The sequence below is a fragment of the Marinicrinis lubricantis genome (assembly GCF_042658665.1).
In the GTDB taxonomy this organism is placed as follows: Bacteria; Bacillota; Bacilli; order Paenibacillales; family KCTC-33676; genus Marinicrinis; species Marinicrinis lubricantis.
On record NZ_JBHSQV010000132.1, the window covers coordinates 1 to 17243 of the forward strand.

14 protein-coding genes are annotated in these 17243 nt (G+C 44.1%); 10 read left to right on the forward strand and 4 right to left on the reverse strand.

The annotated features are described in order from the left end of the window. The first annotated feature begins 139 nt into the window (after window positions 1–139). The 5 genes from ACFPXP_RS10030 (at window position 140) to ACFPXP_RS10050 (ending at window position 8811) form a co-directional block, all read left to right on the forward strand. Window positions 140–1408, forward strand: a complete 1269-nt coding sequence (locus ACFPXP_RS10030; protein WP_379894080.1) for a Zn-binding domain-containing protein — start codon at window positions 140–142, stop codon at window positions 1406–1408. 224 nt (window positions 1409–1632) lie between these two features. Continuing rightward, window positions 1633–4173 (forward strand): DEAD/DEAH box helicase, encoded by a 2541-nt coding sequence (locus ACFPXP_RS10035; protein ID WP_379894081.1) that lies wholly within the window; start codon window positions 1633–1635, stop codon window positions 4171–4173. Between the two features lie 39 nt (window positions 4174–4212). Beyond that, window positions 4213–5112 carry an HD domain-containing protein gene (locus tag ACFPXP_RS10040; protein ID WP_379894071.1) on the forward strand — a complete coding sequence of 300 codons (900 nt, stop codon included), beginning with the start codon at window positions 4213–4215 and terminating at the stop codon, window positions 5110–5112. Window positions 5113–5164: 52 nt separating this feature from the next. Beyond that, window positions 5165–7525, forward strand: coding sequence for an AAA family ATPase (locus tag ACFPXP_RS10045; protein ID WP_379894072.1), 2361 nt, complete (start codon window positions 5165–5167; stop codon window positions 7523–7525). A gap of 65 nt (window positions 7526–7590) precedes the next feature. Continuing rightward, window positions 7591–8811, forward strand: a complete 1221-nt coding sequence (locus tag ACFPXP_RS10050; protein ID WP_379894082.1) for an McrC family protein — start codon at window positions 7591–7593, stop codon at window positions 8809–8811. A 364-nt stretch (window positions 8812–9175) separates the two neighbouring features. Here ACFPXP_RS10050 and ACFPXP_RS10055 read toward each other — a convergent pair whose 3' ends face one another. Genes ACFPXP_RS10055 through ACFPXP_RS10070 form a run of 4 tightly spaced genes read right to left on the reverse strand, consistent with a single transcriptional unit; the run spans window position 9176 to window position 12767 of the window. Then, a complete protein-coding gene (locus ACFPXP_RS10055; RefSeq protein WP_379894073.1) occupies window positions 9176–10117 on the reverse strand; it encodes a tyrosine-type recombinase/integrase in 942 nt (313 codons plus the stop codon). Beyond that, the gene (locus ACFPXP_RS10060) at window positions 10114–11241 is read right to left on the reverse strand and encodes a tyrosine-type recombinase/integrase (RefSeq protein ID WP_379894074.1); all 1128 of its coding nucleotides are present in this window, start codon (window positions 11239–11241) and stop codon (window positions 10114–10116) included. The genes ACFPXP_RS10055 and ACFPXP_RS10060 overlap by 4 nt, the downstream gene beginning before the upstream one ends. Before the next feature lie 14 nt (window positions 11242–11255). Continuing rightward, entirely contained in the window at window positions 11256–11816 is a 561-nt protein-coding gene (locus tag ACFPXP_RS10065) for a tyrosine-type recombinase/integrase (protein WP_379894083.1), read from the reverse strand. Next, on the reverse strand, window positions 11817–12767 hold the full coding sequence (locus ACFPXP_RS10070) for a hypothetical protein (RefSeq protein WP_379894075.1): 951 nt from the start codon (window positions 12765–12767) through the stop codon (window positions 11817–11819). A 275-nt stretch (window positions 12768–13042) separates the two neighbouring features. Between ACFPXP_RS10070 and ACFPXP_RS10075 the strand changes: the two genes are divergently transcribed. From ACFPXP_RS10075 to ACFPXP_RS10095, 5 genes are all read left to right on the forward strand, one after another. After that, window positions 13043–13801 carry a hypothetical protein gene (locus ACFPXP_RS10075; RefSeq protein WP_379894076.1) on the forward strand — a complete coding sequence of 253 codons (759 nt, stop codon included), beginning with the start codon at window positions 13043–13045 and terminating at the stop codon, window positions 13799–13801. 270 nt (window positions 13802–14071) lie between these two features. Next, the gene (locus ACFPXP_RS10080; protein ID WP_379894077.1) at window positions 14072–15712 is read left to right on the forward strand and encodes a recombinase family protein; all 1641 of its coding nucleotides are present in this window, start codon (window positions 14072–14074) and stop codon (window positions 15710–15712) included. Then, window positions 15669–16205, forward strand: a complete 537-nt coding sequence (gene sigK, locus ACFPXP_RS10085; RefSeq protein WP_379894078.1) for an RNA polymerase sporulation sigma factor SigK — start codon at window positions 15669–15671, stop codon at window positions 16203–16205. Before ACFPXP_RS10080 ends, sigK begins: the two co-directional genes overlap by 44 nt. Window positions 16206–16469: 264 nt before the next feature. Next, window positions 16470–16649 carry an ATP-binding cassette domain-containing protein gene (locus ACFPXP_RS10090; RefSeq protein ID WP_379894084.1) on the forward strand — a complete coding sequence of 60 codons (180 nt, stop codon included), beginning with the start codon at window positions 16470–16472 and terminating at the stop codon, window positions 16647–16649. 143 nt (window positions 16650–16792) lie between these two features. Further along, complete coding sequence (locus tag ACFPXP_RS10095) at window positions 16793–17089, forward strand: hypothetical protein (RefSeq protein ID WP_379894079.1); 297 nt, start codon at window positions 16793–16795, stop codon at window positions 17087–17089. Window positions 17090–17243: the final 154 nt, after the last annotated feature.

Genomic DNA, 17243 nt, shown 5'->3' on the forward strand with positions numbered 1-17243 from the left:
AAGAGCGAAGTGATAAAGCTAAGCGGAGATAGCTTCCGCCTCAAGCACCGAGAAACCATATTTGGTAATTCATAGGTGTTGAAACTTATTTAGCGGAATCTGCTCAAAAGTACTTGACGGTTACATCAAGTCCCACGACATTCATGTCATTATTACGACCAATGCCCTTGAAGTCGGGATTGATATCGGTGATTTGAGTCTTGCCGTTCTTGTTGGTTATCCCGGAACGAAAGCGGCATTCTCCCAACAGATCGGACGTGTTGGCCGCAAAGGCGAGGGTGTTGCCATACTGATCTGGCAGGATGAACCGCTTCAGCAGTATTACATGCGTAACCCGCTTGAATTTATCCATAAAGCTCCCGAGGTAGTTAGGATTAATCCAACAAATTACAAGTTGTTAGCCATGCACATCCCGTTACTAAGAGAAGAGCTCGGGAGAGAAGTCACGAAGGAAGACTTGCAGGACATGTTTCCTGGATTACTCGAAGATTATATTGAGACTGTACTGCAAGTAGCTGCAACAGCTAACGATGAGGCGATCGTTGATGACAAGTTTAGTCTTCGATCAATGTCTGGTAAAAATTACAGCGTAACCATTCGGGGACAAAATCAAACGATAGTAGACAGTTTGGATGAGTGGAGTGCTCTTCGTGATTTTTATGAAGGCGCGATCTATTGGACTCCTGGAGAGAAAGGCTATCGAGTAGACTCTATCAATCGCAGAAAAGGTGAAATTATTGTATTGCCTATTCAGGAACTAACCTATTACACTCAATCTACTTATCGCGATATCATCGATATTATGCAGAGTTATCAGAAGCAACACATCGATGGAATCGATATGGCTTATGGTGAACTGGAGATTAAGCGGAGTGTCTTCGGTTATAAAAAAGTTTACTTCGGACAGAAGCATGAGTCTGAGCAGGTTCAATTGGATCATCCGTCCGTCACCCGATTCACTCCGGAAGGAATGTGGGTTACACTAACGGATTCTCAATGGAGCCAATTGAAAAATGGCATTCAGGAGTTAGCGGATGAGGGCAGATCCATCGACTTATTGGCTGAAGCTTCCCTTCACGCTGCAGGTCACGCTATGACTTCGGTTATTCCTGACCTCATTATCTGCGACGCTAATGATTTTACAGGGTTTTCGGCGAGCGAGATGACGGCTTTTGCCAATAGACCTGTTATCGGCTTCTATGGCGAGAACGGGTCCGGTCTCGGGACCATCGAGGCGATTTACGAGAAACTTCCGCAAGTACTTCGAAAAGCGCTTGAGCTTATTGAGAGCTGCCCTTGTGCTGAAGGATGTCCTAGCTGCGTACAACTCCCCGGCAAAGGGAATGTTGAATTGTTTAAGCCTGGGGCCAAAATGCTGCTGAAGATTTTGATTGAAGGGATCGATTAAGAATGCCTGTAATCTGTTCCGCTTGCGGAGGCCAAAGACCTTACGGGGACTTCATTCAAATCAGCTATAAGGCGGATCCAAAGGGCTATTACCGTAAGATCCATCAACGGGCAAACGGGATTCGAGTTTCAGAATGGCGCTCCCTTGAACCCGATACGGAGTCCTATATAAACAAACCATCCGGCGTTTATTGTTCACATGATAGACATTCAATCTTGGACGACATGCTGACACCGGAAGAAATGGAATTGCTCATAGACCGCAGACTTCCCGTACAACAAACATTCGATAGTGAAAATCTCGTTCAGCATTTGCTCGAACTCGGAACCCGTATCCGAAGTGACGTACATGTGCATCAAATTGACGCCAATCAAGGCGCTTATGCTGAACAAGTCCTGATCCCCAGTTGGCTGGAACGGAAGCTGCAATCTCTGGGGATCGAAAAGCTATATTTGCATCAAGGAGAAGCAATACAGAACATCCGTGAAGGACGCAATGTCGTTCTCTGTACGAAAACCGCATCAGGAAAATCATTGGCTTACAATGTTCCCATCATGGAAAAATTGGTTGCTGATTCGAATGCGTGTGCGCTATATATGGCTCCGTTCAAAGCATTGGTCGAAGATCAGTTTACCCATTTGAAAGAATGGGCTGATGATGCGGATGAGCATGGAAATCATTTCTCTGTAAATGGATTTTCCCGATTCTCTGTGAATGGACAACAATTATCTGTTGGGGTTCTCCATGGGCAACGTAACGTTCCAGAGCATATGAGAAAAGATCAGGCGTCTAGCTTCGTGTTCTCTGAGGGGCGCTATTGGCTGACCAACGTTCACTATCTGCACTTAATTCTTCAAAGTGCAAGTTCACCTAAGGGGAAAGGTCCCCAACTGTTGCGCTTTCTGCAAAATCTTCGGTTTGTCGTTATTGATGAGCTTCATCAATACTCAGGCTTGTTAGGTTCAAAGGTTTCTTTGGTCCTTCGCAGATTAAGAATGTTATGTGACAGGTTGGGGAATAAAAACGTCCAGTTTATTGCCTGCTCGGCTACCATTGCTAATCCAAAGTATCTAGCTGAAGAATTAACAGGAATGCGTGGACTGAAAGGATTTCATGAAATATCGGGTGTACAAGCGCCAGTAAAGAAGAAAGCAATTTTGATGTGGAATCCGGGCTTATCAGACGATGAGCAGAAGAAAAGGGCTGTTGTTTCCGATCTCTATGAAATTCTGCGCACGATCTACAAGGATGGAAGATGGCCAAGAAGTATCATTTTTACAAGCAACCGCCAGCAAGCCCAGCTTTTAAGTCGTGAATTAAACATGATATTGCGCAGCCATCTTCATGATCATGGCGGGCTTTCGGCAGACGAACCACATGAGTTTTTTCTGCCGTACCATGCGTACCTCACGCAAGAAGTTAAAGAACGAACCATACAAAAACTTGAGCAAGGCGAGATCCTTGGAGTGGTCACTACTAGCGCCCTAGAGGTCGGAATTGATGTGAAGTGTCTGGATGTATGTATATTGTTGGGGTATCCAGGTTCTCAGGCCTCCTTTTGGCAGCAGGCTGGTCGTGTGGGGCGCAGCAGAGACGGTGTGGTGATTATGATGCTTCAGGAAGAGCCATTGCAGCAATACTTTGCCCGCAACCCTGAAGAATTCTTTACGCTTTCGCCTGAATCAGCGGCGATCAATACAACGAATCCCAAGCTATTAAAGGAGTATCTCGCATACGCAGCCCACGAACTGGGAGGGACGTTGACGAATGCTATGAATTATGTTCGCTCTTCGGCGCTTCGCAAGGTGGTTGCGGAAGCAAGCGACCAGTGGCAGCAGATTGAAGGGAAACTCCTCTATCATGGTGAAACGCCAAGATATCAAACTTTGTTTACAATGGGGGCTACTTATACGGTTGTAACCAAGAACGGCTGGAATGAGGACATCTTGTTTCAAAGTGTAGATGAGCGTTCCTTAATAAGAGATTATCACGTGGATGCAGTATTTCTGGGACCTGACAATCGTACCTTCTATAAGGTCAAGTGGGTCAACGGTAAGCAACGCAAAGTGGTTGTGGAGCCGGTAAGAACGGATTATCATACCCGCGGAATTGTTCGCGATAGCATTGAAATCCATGACATAACCAATCCACTGAGAAGTGACGCGGCGATCAAATCCAATCTTGGAAACATCATCGTAAAACGAAGCACATTTGGCTACAAAAAAATCTACAATCACGGCGCAACGCCTCCCGAAACCGTGCAATTGACAAACACATATCCTGTCAGTTTCCAAACCGAGGCGTTTTGGCTGATGTGGGATCACCAAGGAAGGGATGAACTTAAAGGTCTGCTCAATGATGTACTGGATCGCGATACCATTGACTTGGAGACCATGGCTGAGGGAAGCCTTCATGCGGTTGAACATGCCATAGCTTCGGCGATACCGGCCGTTGTAAGGTGCAGTATGGCTGATTTTCAGCACACCTCTTTTTATTCTGGCTCAGCATTGTTTGGAATGCCCGGAATGTTCTTCTACGACAGCCAAGCAGGAGGCGGTTCAGGTATAGTCGAGGTCGTTGCGGAAAAATTCGGGGTTCTCTTGGAGAAAGCCCGACAGATCATTAGCAGCTGTGGTTGTTCGGACGGCTGCCCATCCTGCATTCAGCTGTTTCATTGTGAGAAGCAGAATGAGCCGCTGCATAAGGCTGGGGCTTTGCTGGTTCTTAATCACCTGCAAAAATATCCGGTTCGCAACCATTCATGAGAAACTGATCTTTGAAATTGAAGGGAGGAAAACGTGTCCATGTCTTTAATCGATAAGGCAATTGAGTTTGCTGCCGTTGCACATCGGGAACAGCGCCGAAAAGGCACAGAGATACCATACATTAGTCATCCTTATGCTGTGGGCATGATTTTGCAGCGGGCAGGTTGTTCGGAGGAAGTTGTCGCGGCTGGAATTTTGCATGACACGTTGGAAGATACCGATACAACGGAGGAGGATTTACTGGCCTTCTTCGGTCCTAAAGTATTGGAAATCGTAAAAGGCTGCTCAGAACCGGACAAAGGTGCATCATGGGAGGAAAGAAAGCAGCATACGCTCGATGAACTTAAACATGCAACCGTTGCTATTCGGCAGACGTCCTGTGCAGACAAACTACACAATATTCGTTCGATTAAGAGGGACTTGAAGCAGTACGGTGAGGAGGCATGGTCTCGTTTCAAACGAGGACGTGACAGTCAGGAATGGTACTATAAGGGGCTGGTGGAAAGCCTCGGGTACAAATCACGGTTTAAGTTGCTTGAAGAGTTGGAAGACGAAGTGGAAGAAGTTTTCGGCCCCTCACTGGATAATGCGGAGTGGAGAAAACTACGGCGAAACCGCAAGTTTTTCGATCTTGCTTTTGAGACTGTCTTTGGAAACCAAGAACAGCTGGAGGAGAGAAGAGCACATTTTGAACGAATAGGCGCTTGGGAGCTAATAAAGAAAGTTCATCAGAGGGCTTATCCGATTCATCCGGAATATGAGGCAGACTTCGATCGTCTAGCTAACTATTTGGTGGAACGCGGGATCGAGTTTCAGTCGAATAGTGAAAGGCCAATCATCCTGATCGGCTTCTGCACAGCGCTGATGCAGCTATTGAACTTATATCCGCATGAGATTTATCATCATTTCAAAAGAAATTTAAAACGTGGTATCTTGTAACGATACACCTGTGACAAAGAAAATAGTGGATAAATGAAATCGAGGAGATCCAATGAGCAAAGTATATTTCGGAAAGTTTGACAGTAAGAGACCGCATCAAATCCAGGAGAAATATTACGCTGCGGGAGCCAAAGGGAGTTCCTGGTACGGGGGGATTGAACCTGGGGATTATGTCTTTGTAGTGACCAATGCCAACGTAATTGCGTTATGGAAAGTGAGGGAATATGGGCATAAGGTAAATCCTATTAATCCGTCGGATACAGGTGTTGTTTTTTTCGAAGAAATCAAGCGGTTGCCGCATCCTGTACCCGTCGTGCAATTTATTAAAAGTCCATATTTCAATTTGGATCTCAACTTGCTTAATAAAATTAACAAAGCTACTCCAGGTCACGGTTTCTTTCCCATTGAGACAACCTCGGCGTTTCCCATGGAAAACTGGGATCAGCTTTCTTTTACATCGGTTCGTCGTTATTACGTCACACTAAGTTCTCAACTCCCGCCAGTTGCAGAAAACGACATCATGGTTGTAATCGACAATCTCGTAACATCAAGAATAGTCGGGATATTGGAATGGAAGAATGGACAATCCCAACCTTATGCCAGTTTGCAGAAACTGTACGAGGACAAAAATTCCGTCAATGAACGGTATACATTGCTACAGTTGCTTGAATTTGCCGAAGAGGAAGCGCCGATTAAACGTAACTATTTGAAAAGCGTCCTGAATGAATTGGAAAAGCAAGGTTATTTTGTAGTGGATAATCCTATTCGCCTATATGACAACGTCTTGGTTGGCCGCCGCAAGACACCGATCAGCAAACCGAATATGGAAGTTGGAACTGATGGGAAAACGCCAATCACGCATGCGTTAGAATCTTCGGATGTCGAGGACGCGCCGGAATTGTTTGAACAATACCGTGCGTATGCTGAGTTGCTGGATTTCAACCCCAATTTGATTTTATACGGACCGCCGGGAACAGGGAAGACGTTCGCTACGAAGAACATCATTGAAGCGTTTGAGTATACATTCAGTAAAAGATATATCCCGTTCGTCCAAGTTGAACGGGAAGAACGGGTACGTTTCATCACTTTCCACCAGTCCTACTCGTATGAGGAATTTATTGAGGGTATTCGCCCCCAATTGGAAGAAGACATGAAGCAAGACGAAGCAGGTGGTGAGATTCGGTACCGTGTGGAGCCTGGCGTTCTGAAAAAGATGGTGGAAGAAGCGTCAGCACAAATTATCAAAGCGGAATCTGAGTCCTCCGGTATTTCGGGAGCCGAGTTCATACATTCGGGATCCCGTGTCTGGAAAGTATCGCTCGGCCGCCGCAACAGCGATCACATTTACAACCAATGTAAAGCAGGCAAACAAATAGCGGTCGATTTTCTCGATCACATCGACCTTACAGACAAATCATATGACGAAATTTATTCCTTGCTTGAGAATGAGCGGGATGATGGGGCTCAAAAGCCTACAATGGACGCCAATACGCTAGATACTCTCATTAACCAAATGGAACGAGGTGATATCGTTTTTGTCTATGATGGACCTCGGACGATTCGGGATATTGGTGTGATAACGGGGGATTATGCTTATATAAAAGGACAGGTGGCACCGCACGTCAGACCGGTTGCATGGTTGAAAGAATTTACGGAGCCCGCGGATATTTACGATATGAACGGCGGAGTAAGTCTTACTCTCAAAACGATTTACGAGCTTCCCCGAATTCACATGTCCGACGTTCAGAAATTGATCGGTATTTCCAACGATATAAATAAAACGGTTAAGACACAGCAGCATCAGCAAAAACCATACTATTTGATCATCGATGAAATCAACCGAGGTAACATCTCTAAAATCTTTGGCGAACTGATAACATTGATTGAAAAGGACAAAAGGCAAACGGTCAGCACGATCTTGCCCTATTCCAAAAAGCCCTTCTCGTTGCCTAGGAACCTGTATATTATCGGTACGATGAATACTTCCGATCGATCGATCGCGATGCTGGATACCGCGCTAAGAAGACGGTTCGTATTCGCGGAAATGGAACCAGATTATGCGGTTTTCGAACAAAATACAGCAAAAGTGGGCTCGGTGGAACTTGCAAGTCTTTTGCGCAGCCTTAACGAAAAAATATCGGAGAAGCTGGATCGAGACCATCGGATCGGCCACGCCTATTTGATGGATGTTTTAACGATCGATGATCTTTTTAAGAGCTGGTATTATAAAATTTTGCCATTAATCGCTGAATACTTCTACAACGATGTCGCTGCTATTCAGTCGGTTGTTGGAACCAAGTTCTTCGAGAAATCCGGAAGCATGCGGTTCTTAAGCACGCAGCCTTCCGATAAAGATACGGTTTCCGACTTCGAGAAGGCCTTGTTGACCATCTATAAAGGAATAGAAGACTGATGCCGAAACTCATCACCGTCTTTGAAGACAGGTATTCGTTGGAACCAATCTCGAATGAACATAGGATGGAATTATCTTCGTTTGAGTCCATTTGGGGAAGGCAAAATATTAGCTTCAGTGTAGATAACCGAGTGCTGCTAAGGAAGTATGTTGGATTTATCGCCACTCCTTCCTTGCAGCTACAGATTCTGCCCAAACTTTATGAAGATGCGGCATCCGCTGAAGACTTCGAAGAAGAAAAACGTTCGTCCGTTCGGATGCTGTTCCGTTTGCTGGCATCTAGCGGGTTCCTTTCAGTCAAAGATATTCCGGATCCTCAACTTATAGCGGCTATGAACGGAGATTTGCTGGAGATTTTCATTCACATTTTCATTAAGAGGTTCTTGGAACTCTTTCAGAAGCAAATTCATCGTCAATATGAAGATTTTGAGGGCAACCTGGCCTTCATTAGAGGAAGGATCCTTTTTCAGCGGCAGTTGCTCAGGAATGGGGGATTTAAGCATAAGCATTATGTTAGTTATCAGGAATTCACGGAAGACAATCTGCTTAACCAAATCATTAAAGCCACAATGATTTCACTTAGAACATTGACGAAAAACGAGGAAAACAAAACTAGTTTGAGCCATGCGCTTTTGCTTTTAGAGGATATCTGTCCCATCCGGCTTACCGAATCGATGTTCCAAAGAGTACGATTCAATCGGTTAAACGAAGACTATCGGCCGGTGTTTGAACTCGCTAAGATGTTTTACCTTAACCGTCAACCTGGGGTCCATGCGGGCGACGAGCGTACCTTTACCTTTTTGATCCCATTGAATCAATTATTTGAGTTCTCGTTATATCAATGGTTGGATAAAGGGTTATCTTCGGATGATTGGGTGGTCCGTTATCAGACGCCACAACGTTACTTGGATGCTGAAAAAGAGGTTTTTCTGCTCAGACCCGATATTACAATCGCATGCAGCCGAGCAGGATCAGACACGCCAATCGAAATGATTGTAGATGCGAAATATAAAAATCCCATTTCTGAAGAGAATACTCGACTTTCGGAGTCGGATGTTTACCAAATGTTGGCCTACGCAGTCCGTTATCAATGCAATCGGTTGTTTCTGGTATACCCAGTTTTCCGTGCGAATAAATATTTCCAGAATCCGCTAGCAACCTATTTGATACATAACGGAAATCAGGAGATCCGGATATCAGCTCTTCATATTGACATTGCTTCCGAAGACCTGGATCAAATACATCAAGAGTTCATAAAGTTAATATGCCATTTTTTTGAGAGTTAAGAAGGGAGCATGAAATGAAAGTTCCGGAAGAGGCTAGTCCTTATGAGATACGAGTACTAGCCGAGCAACAGTGACCTTTGCTATTATTGATTTCAAAGCACATCCACTATATAATAAATTTGTTCCTTCTATCGCTTCTGTTCCCAGCGGAAGCATAATGAGTGGCCATCCTCTGGCCCAAATCATGTCCTCGCGGGACAGTTGATTGATACCATTTCCTCGAGCCAGGTGCTTTCGGTATCCAATTCCCTTTATGGTGATTAATTACAACACGGGAGTAGTCTGTCCTTGTGTACTATAATTGTTCAAATAATGAACCCGAATGAAGCATTTTTTCTTTGCTTTCTTCGGGTTCTTTTTGTTGTTATTGAAGAAGATCGGAACACGCGTCATTCAGCAGCTTCGCAGCGTCAACTGGAGGAACATATCGCAAAGTTGTTGATAACTGCTTATGGCGTAGTTGTCGTTTTATAGCGATAATGTCAATCCCGCTGCTCTGCATCAAGTATGCCGTTGTATGTCGAAAACTATGGGCAGTGACTGTCTTTTGTATGCCGGCCTCTAGGCAAAGATTCTTGATGATTCGGTTTAATGCTGCTTTTGTTAATGGACGATTGTTTTCAAAGAAAACCTCGGAATGTCCAGAATTCCGCCATTCATCTACAACCGGATGATGTAAATAACGTTCCAGTTCATCAACGAGGGAATCGGGCATATAAACGACTTCGGAGGAGGTTTTCTGCCCTTTGTTAACCAGAATAACCTTGCGCTCAAAATCAATCTGTTCGTACGTTAGCTGTATAATCTCCCTGTTTCGAAGAGCGGTCGTTGACATTAGCAATATGAGGATATAGAACTTCCGGACAAATGGATCGGCTTTAAGCGCTGCTTGAAATAATCGCTGACATTCACCAATGGAGAGGGAACGATCTATTATTCGGCGTTCATAGTACGGATTCGGAAAATTTTTCATGGGGTTTTGTTTAATCATCCCAAGACCGTGAAGTAACGTGAAAAAATGTTTCAGGTAAACAATGTTATTGAAGATAGTATTCTTGCTTGCCTGAAACCTCTTCTTGAGAAACTGGATATAACCGTCAATACATTCAGTATCGATCGGGCGATAAGTCTCGGATTCAGTATCATAATAAAATTTATCGAAATCCAGCTCTCCCTCAAAGTCTAAGCTCAGATATTGTTCAAATTTCATGAATTGGCGACTATAAGCGTAAATTGCAGAATTCTTGAGATGGGTATGTTTTTTCCAGTTGGCATAGTAAGGGGAATCCAATAACAAACGTTTCATTTGTTCTCCAACCTTTCTCTAATTTTTTGAATAATCTCTTGGGCAAATGGGTGTTTGTTAATGGCGTCACGAAGTTGATCATCGAAAAGCCGCAAGTACTTCATCGTGCTGTCGATCGACTCGTGACCTAGAAGTTTTGAGAGGGTGTATATATCGATCCCTGCTTCAAGGCCTTGAACGGCAAAAGAATGACGAAAAGAGTGAGGACCTAAACGATCTTTGTCTTCCTCTTTTATCGACCGAGACTCGCGAATAATACGTTTCATAAATTGCTGAATGGCTCTAGATGTGATGGGTTTATCCCCGGCAGTGCTTGAAAAGATATAGAGCCTTTGATAATCGGAATCTGGCATCACCTCGCGAGCGCGACTGTATTTTTTCTCTATAAAATCTGTGAGCATCATTAAGGCGAGCTCGTTGATTTTTCGGACTTTCTTGGTATTCTCAGCCCCTTTGGGTGTTACCTTGATTGTTTGAGTATCAGGAGTGATATCACCGATCCTTAGATGGCAGAGCTCGTTTATGCGAATTCCACTACCAAGGAAAGTCCAGATAATTGCAGTGTAAAGGCTATCGTGGTTACGAGATTGAGCGATCTGCAAGATTTCCGCGATCTGCACTTTAGTAAAGGCTTTTGGTGCGTCATCGTTTGACCATCGAACGCGTAGTATAGTCTTCAAGTCCCCGAGATCTTGATGCCCATAGAATTTTTTGTAAGTAGTCTTGATGAAGGTTCGAAGAAAGGAAGATTTCTTGGCTTTTGTATTAGGATCCTCATTAAGCTTAATATAGTCAGACAAGAATTCGCCGTTTGTTACCTTTTCAAACTGCGGATCGTCGCCAAACTTTTCCTTGACATGTTGCTGGAAAAGTTTCATCTCTGACCGATACGTTGTTTGCGTGGTCCGGCTAAGTCCAGAAAACTTGCTGCTTTGATAGAAAGCATCAACGGCTTCGAGAAATGAAACGTTCCGCACTGCCAGGGGCATATTAGGTTTTGTCTGTGTCTGGACAGGCAAGGTTTCCATTACTAGCCGCATTTTTTCGGGGCCATAATGGCTTAACAGCTTATTTATTTGGTCTTTAAGTTCAGAATACTTCGTGTCATTGATTACTTTAGGCATGGGGGATTTCTCCTTTAGAAATTGATTTTGTTCACGGCATCATTTAATTGACGGGTACTTCGATGAACATATCGTGCAGTATTTTCTGGCCGGTCATGTCTTGCGAGATACATTAACAATTGCGGTGGGCAATCTTCACGTTCCGACAACCTGCTGATAAAAACGTGCCGAAGTAAATGGGGGCCTCCCGGATAGTTCCAGCCCGATACAAAGGAATAGAGCTTGTATCGTTCCCGTAATTCACGGATAACTGTCTGGCTGTTGTTTCCAAACCCATAGCTATCCTGAGTATGCTTGACAAAAAGCTTTTCAAGATACTTATGCAAAGGATCAGGCAAGGGGAGAATTGCCGATTTTTCATTTTTTCCGAAAACAGAAATGGATTTATTTTCCAAGTTGACATCCTCATAGCGGATGCCAGCCACTTCATGGATTCGTAAGCCAAGACAGAGCATCAACCCAAAGGCTGCTAGTTCCATTACGGGCTGATCAGAATAGAGTTGTATCGTTTGGAAAAAACTTTGAAGCTCCGCATCATTCGGTAAATCTCGATGAAGGTACTTATCATACGGGATTCAAGCAACATCCAAAGTAATGTCCTTGGGGAGCCAGCCTAACTTGTATAAATTGGACAGCAGGAAGCGGATATCGTAAAAACGATCGCTAACCGTGTGCTTGCTGTAAACACCTTTCGTTGCCAATCGCATTAAGTATTGTTTGAATTCGAGTAGATGCTCTTCTGTAACCCTAGATAGAGGGATGTCGTCGGGTGAAGTACTTTGGAACTGAACGTAATTGGTGCGCAGCCAGAACAAAAACATGGCATAACTGATCTTATATTTTCCGTAAACCGACTTTTCTTTTACCCCTGATCGGATCAAATCGTTCATGTGAGCGTTGACCGAGGGGTGATTAATATCTTGAGTCCATTCTTTTGAGGAATGATTGTGTGTAGATTTCTGCAGTTTGATCTCATCCGAGAGTAATTTTTTTGCTATCTCTTGAATCAGATCTCTCTGAATGAAATTGGGATAAGATTGCTCAATAAACTTCTGAAGGATATTCCTGTTCGCGAGCTCTTTGTCGCAAATGGATCGAGAATCAATTCCTAAATAGATTTTGAAGAAATGAATGAGCTCCAGTGCGTACTCAGTTATGGAAAAGTAGCTGGTTGATTTGATCGACTTTTTCTTTTCCAGGTAATCAAGTAGAACAGGGGCAAAAATTTGGCCTTGGATATGGGTTGTAAAGATCCATTCATTCAAACCAGGAGAACCTGAAGAACTAGTCTTGGCATTATGTTCAGGCCAAGCGAATGCGTACATGCTATTCAAGAACAACAGCACCTTCTCCCAACTTAAGCTCTTGATATCATGATTGCCAGTTGGGACAGTTTGTAAACATTCTTGCGAAGTAGAGTTCTCATAAGAAGCAATCTCTGCAATAGTTTTCGCATTTTGCTTCCAATGATCCGAATACATGAATCCCAAAATATCGATATCTTTAATATTCTGATCGTTATCCATCTACATCTCTCCCTCAGATTCTGTTTCTTTGACCGTTCAGACAGCAGCTTTTGCTTAAGAAAGGAGGTGGGGCCCGATGGTCCACATCATTGATGAAAAGGTATCATTTGCTTTCGTTTTCTGTCCTGGTTGCTCCACAAATGGAGCAAAAGCTCGTTGGGTTTTCGGGTTATGCGAGGATTTCGGTCGAAAGAAACAAGAATCTGCTCCATTTGTGGAGAGTTGATGATGAGTGCTTTGATACGGGATTAAGCTGATGGAGTGTAAAGCTTAGGTTGAAGGAAGACCTTCTTCAACTAGCCTTAAAATTCATCCATGGTGAAATAGACGAAATCACTTATATCAGCAGGCATGATCGAGACTGGTATGAGGTGAAAGAACTGGCAGCTACTGACCCAATAACTTTTGGTATTCTGCTACGGAAACTATCCTTGCCTTATCGTCGAAAAGCATTGATACATGCCTTTAGTTTAAGGACAGCGGAGTTAAGAACACTCTTGCTGGGAGATTTTTCGGAATCTTCTTCTACAATTTTCGACTTAACGAACCCTTTGAAATCTAGGAGATTCAGCAATGAGCTACTGGCCCAATTTGGCATCATCCACCGTGTTCCTTTTGATTGGGCTTATAAGGATAGGCTTGTTATGGAGCGATGGAACTTTAAAAATTATGATTTTAGCGGGATAGCTTTAACTTGTATGGAAGACCTGATTCCGTTATTGAGAATGGCTGAAGATCGTAATAGAGATGTAAAAGGATATGTCATCCAGACAAACACGGATCAAGAATGTTATATCCGTCTAGAATCACGAACCGATGTGATCGTCGTTGATCTATATCAAAATGACCTATTAAGTTTGGACAAACTCATGTCCGCTCTAAAATCGAAGTCCTTAACATGGTCAGGATTCATTACCCAATCTGTTGTACCTGGGCACCGGTACTGGACATTCATTGGGGCGGATAATGAATCGGCTATTGTTCGAATCATGGAAACGGAGTTCAAGTATATCCAAAACACCATGCGCTTGTGATAGGACAAACCGCAGACGGAATAAGGTGTATTGAGGTGAAAAGTATGGAGCGAATGCCGACAATCAAAATCGTATATGTGCCTCATACTTTATGTAGTGATTCAGTTCAAGTCTCAAACACCTTATCCGCTGCAGAGGCCAAAAATGCCGTTATCGATTACATCCTAAAGCGTTTGATCTTGAAACCGACTGAATAAGCCGGTTTTTTTGTTTCTCTCTTTGTCCATACTGGAAAGTGATAGTGATAAGAAAGGAGAAGAGCGAACCTCCATGTATACGGCCATATATCCAAGGGTTTCTACAGGCATGCAAGCATCAGAGGGCACAAGCCTTGATGCACAAATTGAGATTTGCATGCGGAAAGCGAAAGACTTGGGAATTCCCGAATCCATGATCAAAGTTTATCGCGAAGAAGGATTCACAGGTGAAGATATCGATCGGCCCGCCATGAATGAATTCAGACAAGATGTTGCGCAAGGGCTGGTCCGTCGCTTGATTGTTACCCACCCCGACCGGTTGACCAGGGACTTGACGGATAAATTAATCCTTTGCCGTGAGCTGGAGCGGAGCAATATCGAGCTGGTGTTCGTGGACACGGAATACCGGAATACGCCGGAAGGGCAGCTTTTTTTCAATCTGATGAGTTCCATAGCACAATACGAGTTGTCTTTAATCAAGAAGCGGACGGTACGCGGAAGACTCAAAGCGGTGGAAAAAGATAAGAAGATCATGCCCATGCGTGTGGCTCCCTATGGATATGACCTTCACGAAAATACCTTCATTATCAATGAGCAGGAAGCCGAATTCGTTCGTAAAATGTACCACTGGTATGTTCATGAGAACTATACGCTTCGTGAAATCGGGGATCGACTCTATGCGTTGGGGGCGGTACCCAAACGAGGGGAAAGCAGGAACTGGAGCGCCAGTTCCATTAGAAGGGTTCTTACTTCTGAGGTGTACATCGGCAAGTTCTATTACAATCGTAGAGAAACCCGGAAGATTCGCGGGGAGAAAACCAAGAACGGCACACCGAAAAAAACATATGCCTTTCGCGAGGAAAAGGACTGGATCGAGGTTACCGTGCCAAGTATCATTGACCCGCAACTGTTTGAATTAGCCCAGGTGCAGAAAGAGAAAAACATGAAACGGTCAGGAAATGTAAAGTATGAGTATTTGTTAAAATCCATGATCCGGTGTGGACATTGCGGCAGAATGTGGCAAGCAACTACTTATACAGGCCGGGTAAATAAAGAAACGGGAGAAAAGATCCGTTACACCTGCTACAGATGTCCAAACCTCTTCCCAAAGAAGTATGGTGAAGGAGTTGAGAAGTGCCCAACTCAAACGTTGCGCGCCGATATGTTGGATCATTACGTCTGGCAGCTCATTTTGGAGACATTGTCTAATCCCGATGATTATATGGAGCGGCTGCAAAGCAAATCGAATGAGATTAACCTGGAACTTCAATCCGCCGCGGACCACATCAAACGTCAACTGGAGCAGAAGGAGAAGGAAAAGGAAAAAATCAAAATCATGTTCAAGCGGGAGGTCATCGATGAGCAGGAAATGCTCACTGAAATGCAAAAGATTAATGCCGGACTAAAGTCGTTGGAGCAAGAGCTTGCCGGGTACGAAAAGCAGTTGTCAGAACAAGCGGAGAAGGAAATATCGGCCAATCGGATTGCCGAGGTCTCCAAGGCTGTCCGAAACTTTATCGAGAGCGCCGGCGACGAGCTTACCCTTGAGGAGAAGCGACATATCCTGGAGACCCTGGTTGATGAAGTTATTATTCGCTACGACGGGAACGAAGTACAGATTACTGCAGTCGGAGCACTAGATGAGTTAAAACGCCAACAATTTATTCAGCATGAGGATGACATCGGTTCGTGTTCACAACCTCAAGAAATTTGACAACACGGGAGAAGACACGGAAGATTTGATCTCCATCGGAACGATTGGACTGATTAAGGCCATCGAAAGCTTTTCGCCAAACAAGGGGACGAAGCTGGCTACCTTTGCCGCAAGGTGTATTGAAAATGAAATCCTCATGCATCTTCGCTCCTTGAAGAAAACACGCAAGGACGTTTCGCTGCACGATCCGATCGGGACGGATAAGGAAGGCAATGAAATTACGTTGATCGATATCTTAGGCACAGAATCCGACGATGTCGTCGATCAGGTGCAGCTTGAAATTGAAAAGACGAAGATTTACAATCATTTGCATATTCTGGATGAGCGCGAACAGGAAGTCGTTCGGGGACGCTTCGGACTAGACCATGGCGGAGAGGAACGAACTCAGCGCGAAATTGCCAAAGAACTCGGCATCAGCCGCAGCTATGTCTCACGCATTGAGAAGCGGGCGCTGATGAAGCTGTATCATGAGTTTTATAAAACGAAGAGATAGAGCTGGAAACATCTCTTTATATGAAACGAGGGACGTTCATGCGTCCCTTTTTTTAATTTCTTATTGAAATGTATGATCTTCGATCCGATCGGAACAGATAAGGAAGGCAATGAAATCACTTTGATTGATTTGCTCATGATCGCATTCATGGGAGTCAATCATGGATACCATTATCGAACTAAGCGATGTAGGCAAGTCTTTCAAGAGAGACAAGCCTGTGCTGGATAACATCATCTATCGATTAAAAGCAATCAATGTCTTGCGATTGTAGGCCGTAACGGATCGGGCAAATCGACCCTGCTGAAGCTGATTGCGGGGCTAACTAGGCCTTCTCGCGGGAAAATCAATCGGAAACCTGGGACGTCGATCGGGTATGCACCTGAACATTACGCTGTTGAATCAACTAGCATTGAATGGGCCTCATATTATGGAGATGGTTCATGATCGATTGAGGGGGATTAGCTTGTCCTTCCATTTAGTCAATTTCCTGCTGAAAAGCAATTTTTCGTACATATTGTTTTTTTCCTCCGTTCGTTTTCTTTTTATTATCCGTCCTGCTGCTGTATACATATAAGCCGAATCCGACCATGGACAGCTATGCGGTTTCATCTATCATCGTTTATCTATTCTCTGCCAGGCTTTGTTACAGCTTCTTCAGCTCTGCCGAAGAGACGCAAGGTCAAATCATTACAACGCATACGGGAAGTGCACGGGTCATGAATTTCTTATGGTGGTTTTTGCCTCCCGTTTCTCAAACCTTTCAAGTATTGATGCAGATGCAATCATTTTCGGCGGCTCAAATCGCTTTTGCACTCATTTATCCACTCCTGTATTTCATTCTGCTTCACCAGGTGTGGTTATATCTTCGGATGAAAAGAATGTAGGCTCCTGTTCTCAGATTTGATAAAACATGGATAGGCTACACTTAGTTGGACAGAAAAAATAAGGGCTTGTAGAATAAAGCTATTACACTAAGGGAGCGGATCTCTACAATGTCCAAACAACCACGCCGCACGTTTACAAGCGAATTCAAAAAAC

Excerpts from the sequence above, each read along its gene's own strand:
- ACFPXP_RS10035 (WP_379894081.1), top strand. The coding sequence starts at position 1,633 with ATGCTGACACCGGAAGAAATGGAATTGCTCATAGACCGCAGACTTCCC.
- ACFPXP_RS10040 (WP_379894071.1), top strand. The coding sequence starts at position 4,213 with ATGTCTTTAATCGATAAGGCAATTGAGTTTGCTGCCGTTGCACATCGG.
- ACFPXP_RS10045 (WP_379894072.1), top strand. The coding sequence starts at position 5,165 with ATGAGCAAAGTATATTTCGGAAAGTTTGACAGTAAGAGACCGCATCAA.
- ACFPXP_RS10050 (WP_379894082.1), top strand. The coding sequence starts at position 7,591 with ATGGAATTATCTTCGTTTGAGTCCATTTGGGGAAGGCAAAATATTAGC.
- ACFPXP_RS10055 (WP_379894073.1), bottom strand. The coding sequence starts at position 10,117 with ATGAAACGTTTGTTATTGGATTCCCCTTACTATGCCAACTGGAAAAAA.
- ACFPXP_RS10060 (WP_379894074.1), bottom strand. The coding sequence starts at position 11,241 with ATGCCTAAAGTAATCAATGACACGAAGTATTCTGAACTTAAAGACCAA.
- ACFPXP_RS10070 (WP_379894075.1), bottom strand. The coding sequence starts at position 12,767 with ATGGATAACGATCAGAATATTAAAGATATCGATATTTTGGGATTCATG.
- ACFPXP_RS10080 (WP_379894077.1), top strand. The coding sequence starts at position 14,072 with ATGTATACGGCCATATATCCAAGGGTTTCTACAGGCATGCAAGCATCA.
- sigK (WP_379894078.1), top strand. The coding sequence starts at position 15,669 with ATGAGGATGACATCGGTTCGTGTTCACAACCTCAAGAAATTTGACAAC.
- ACFPXP_RS10095 (WP_379894079.1), top strand. The coding sequence starts at position 16,793 with ATGGACAGCTATGCGGTTTCATCTATCATCGTTTATCTATTCTCTGCC.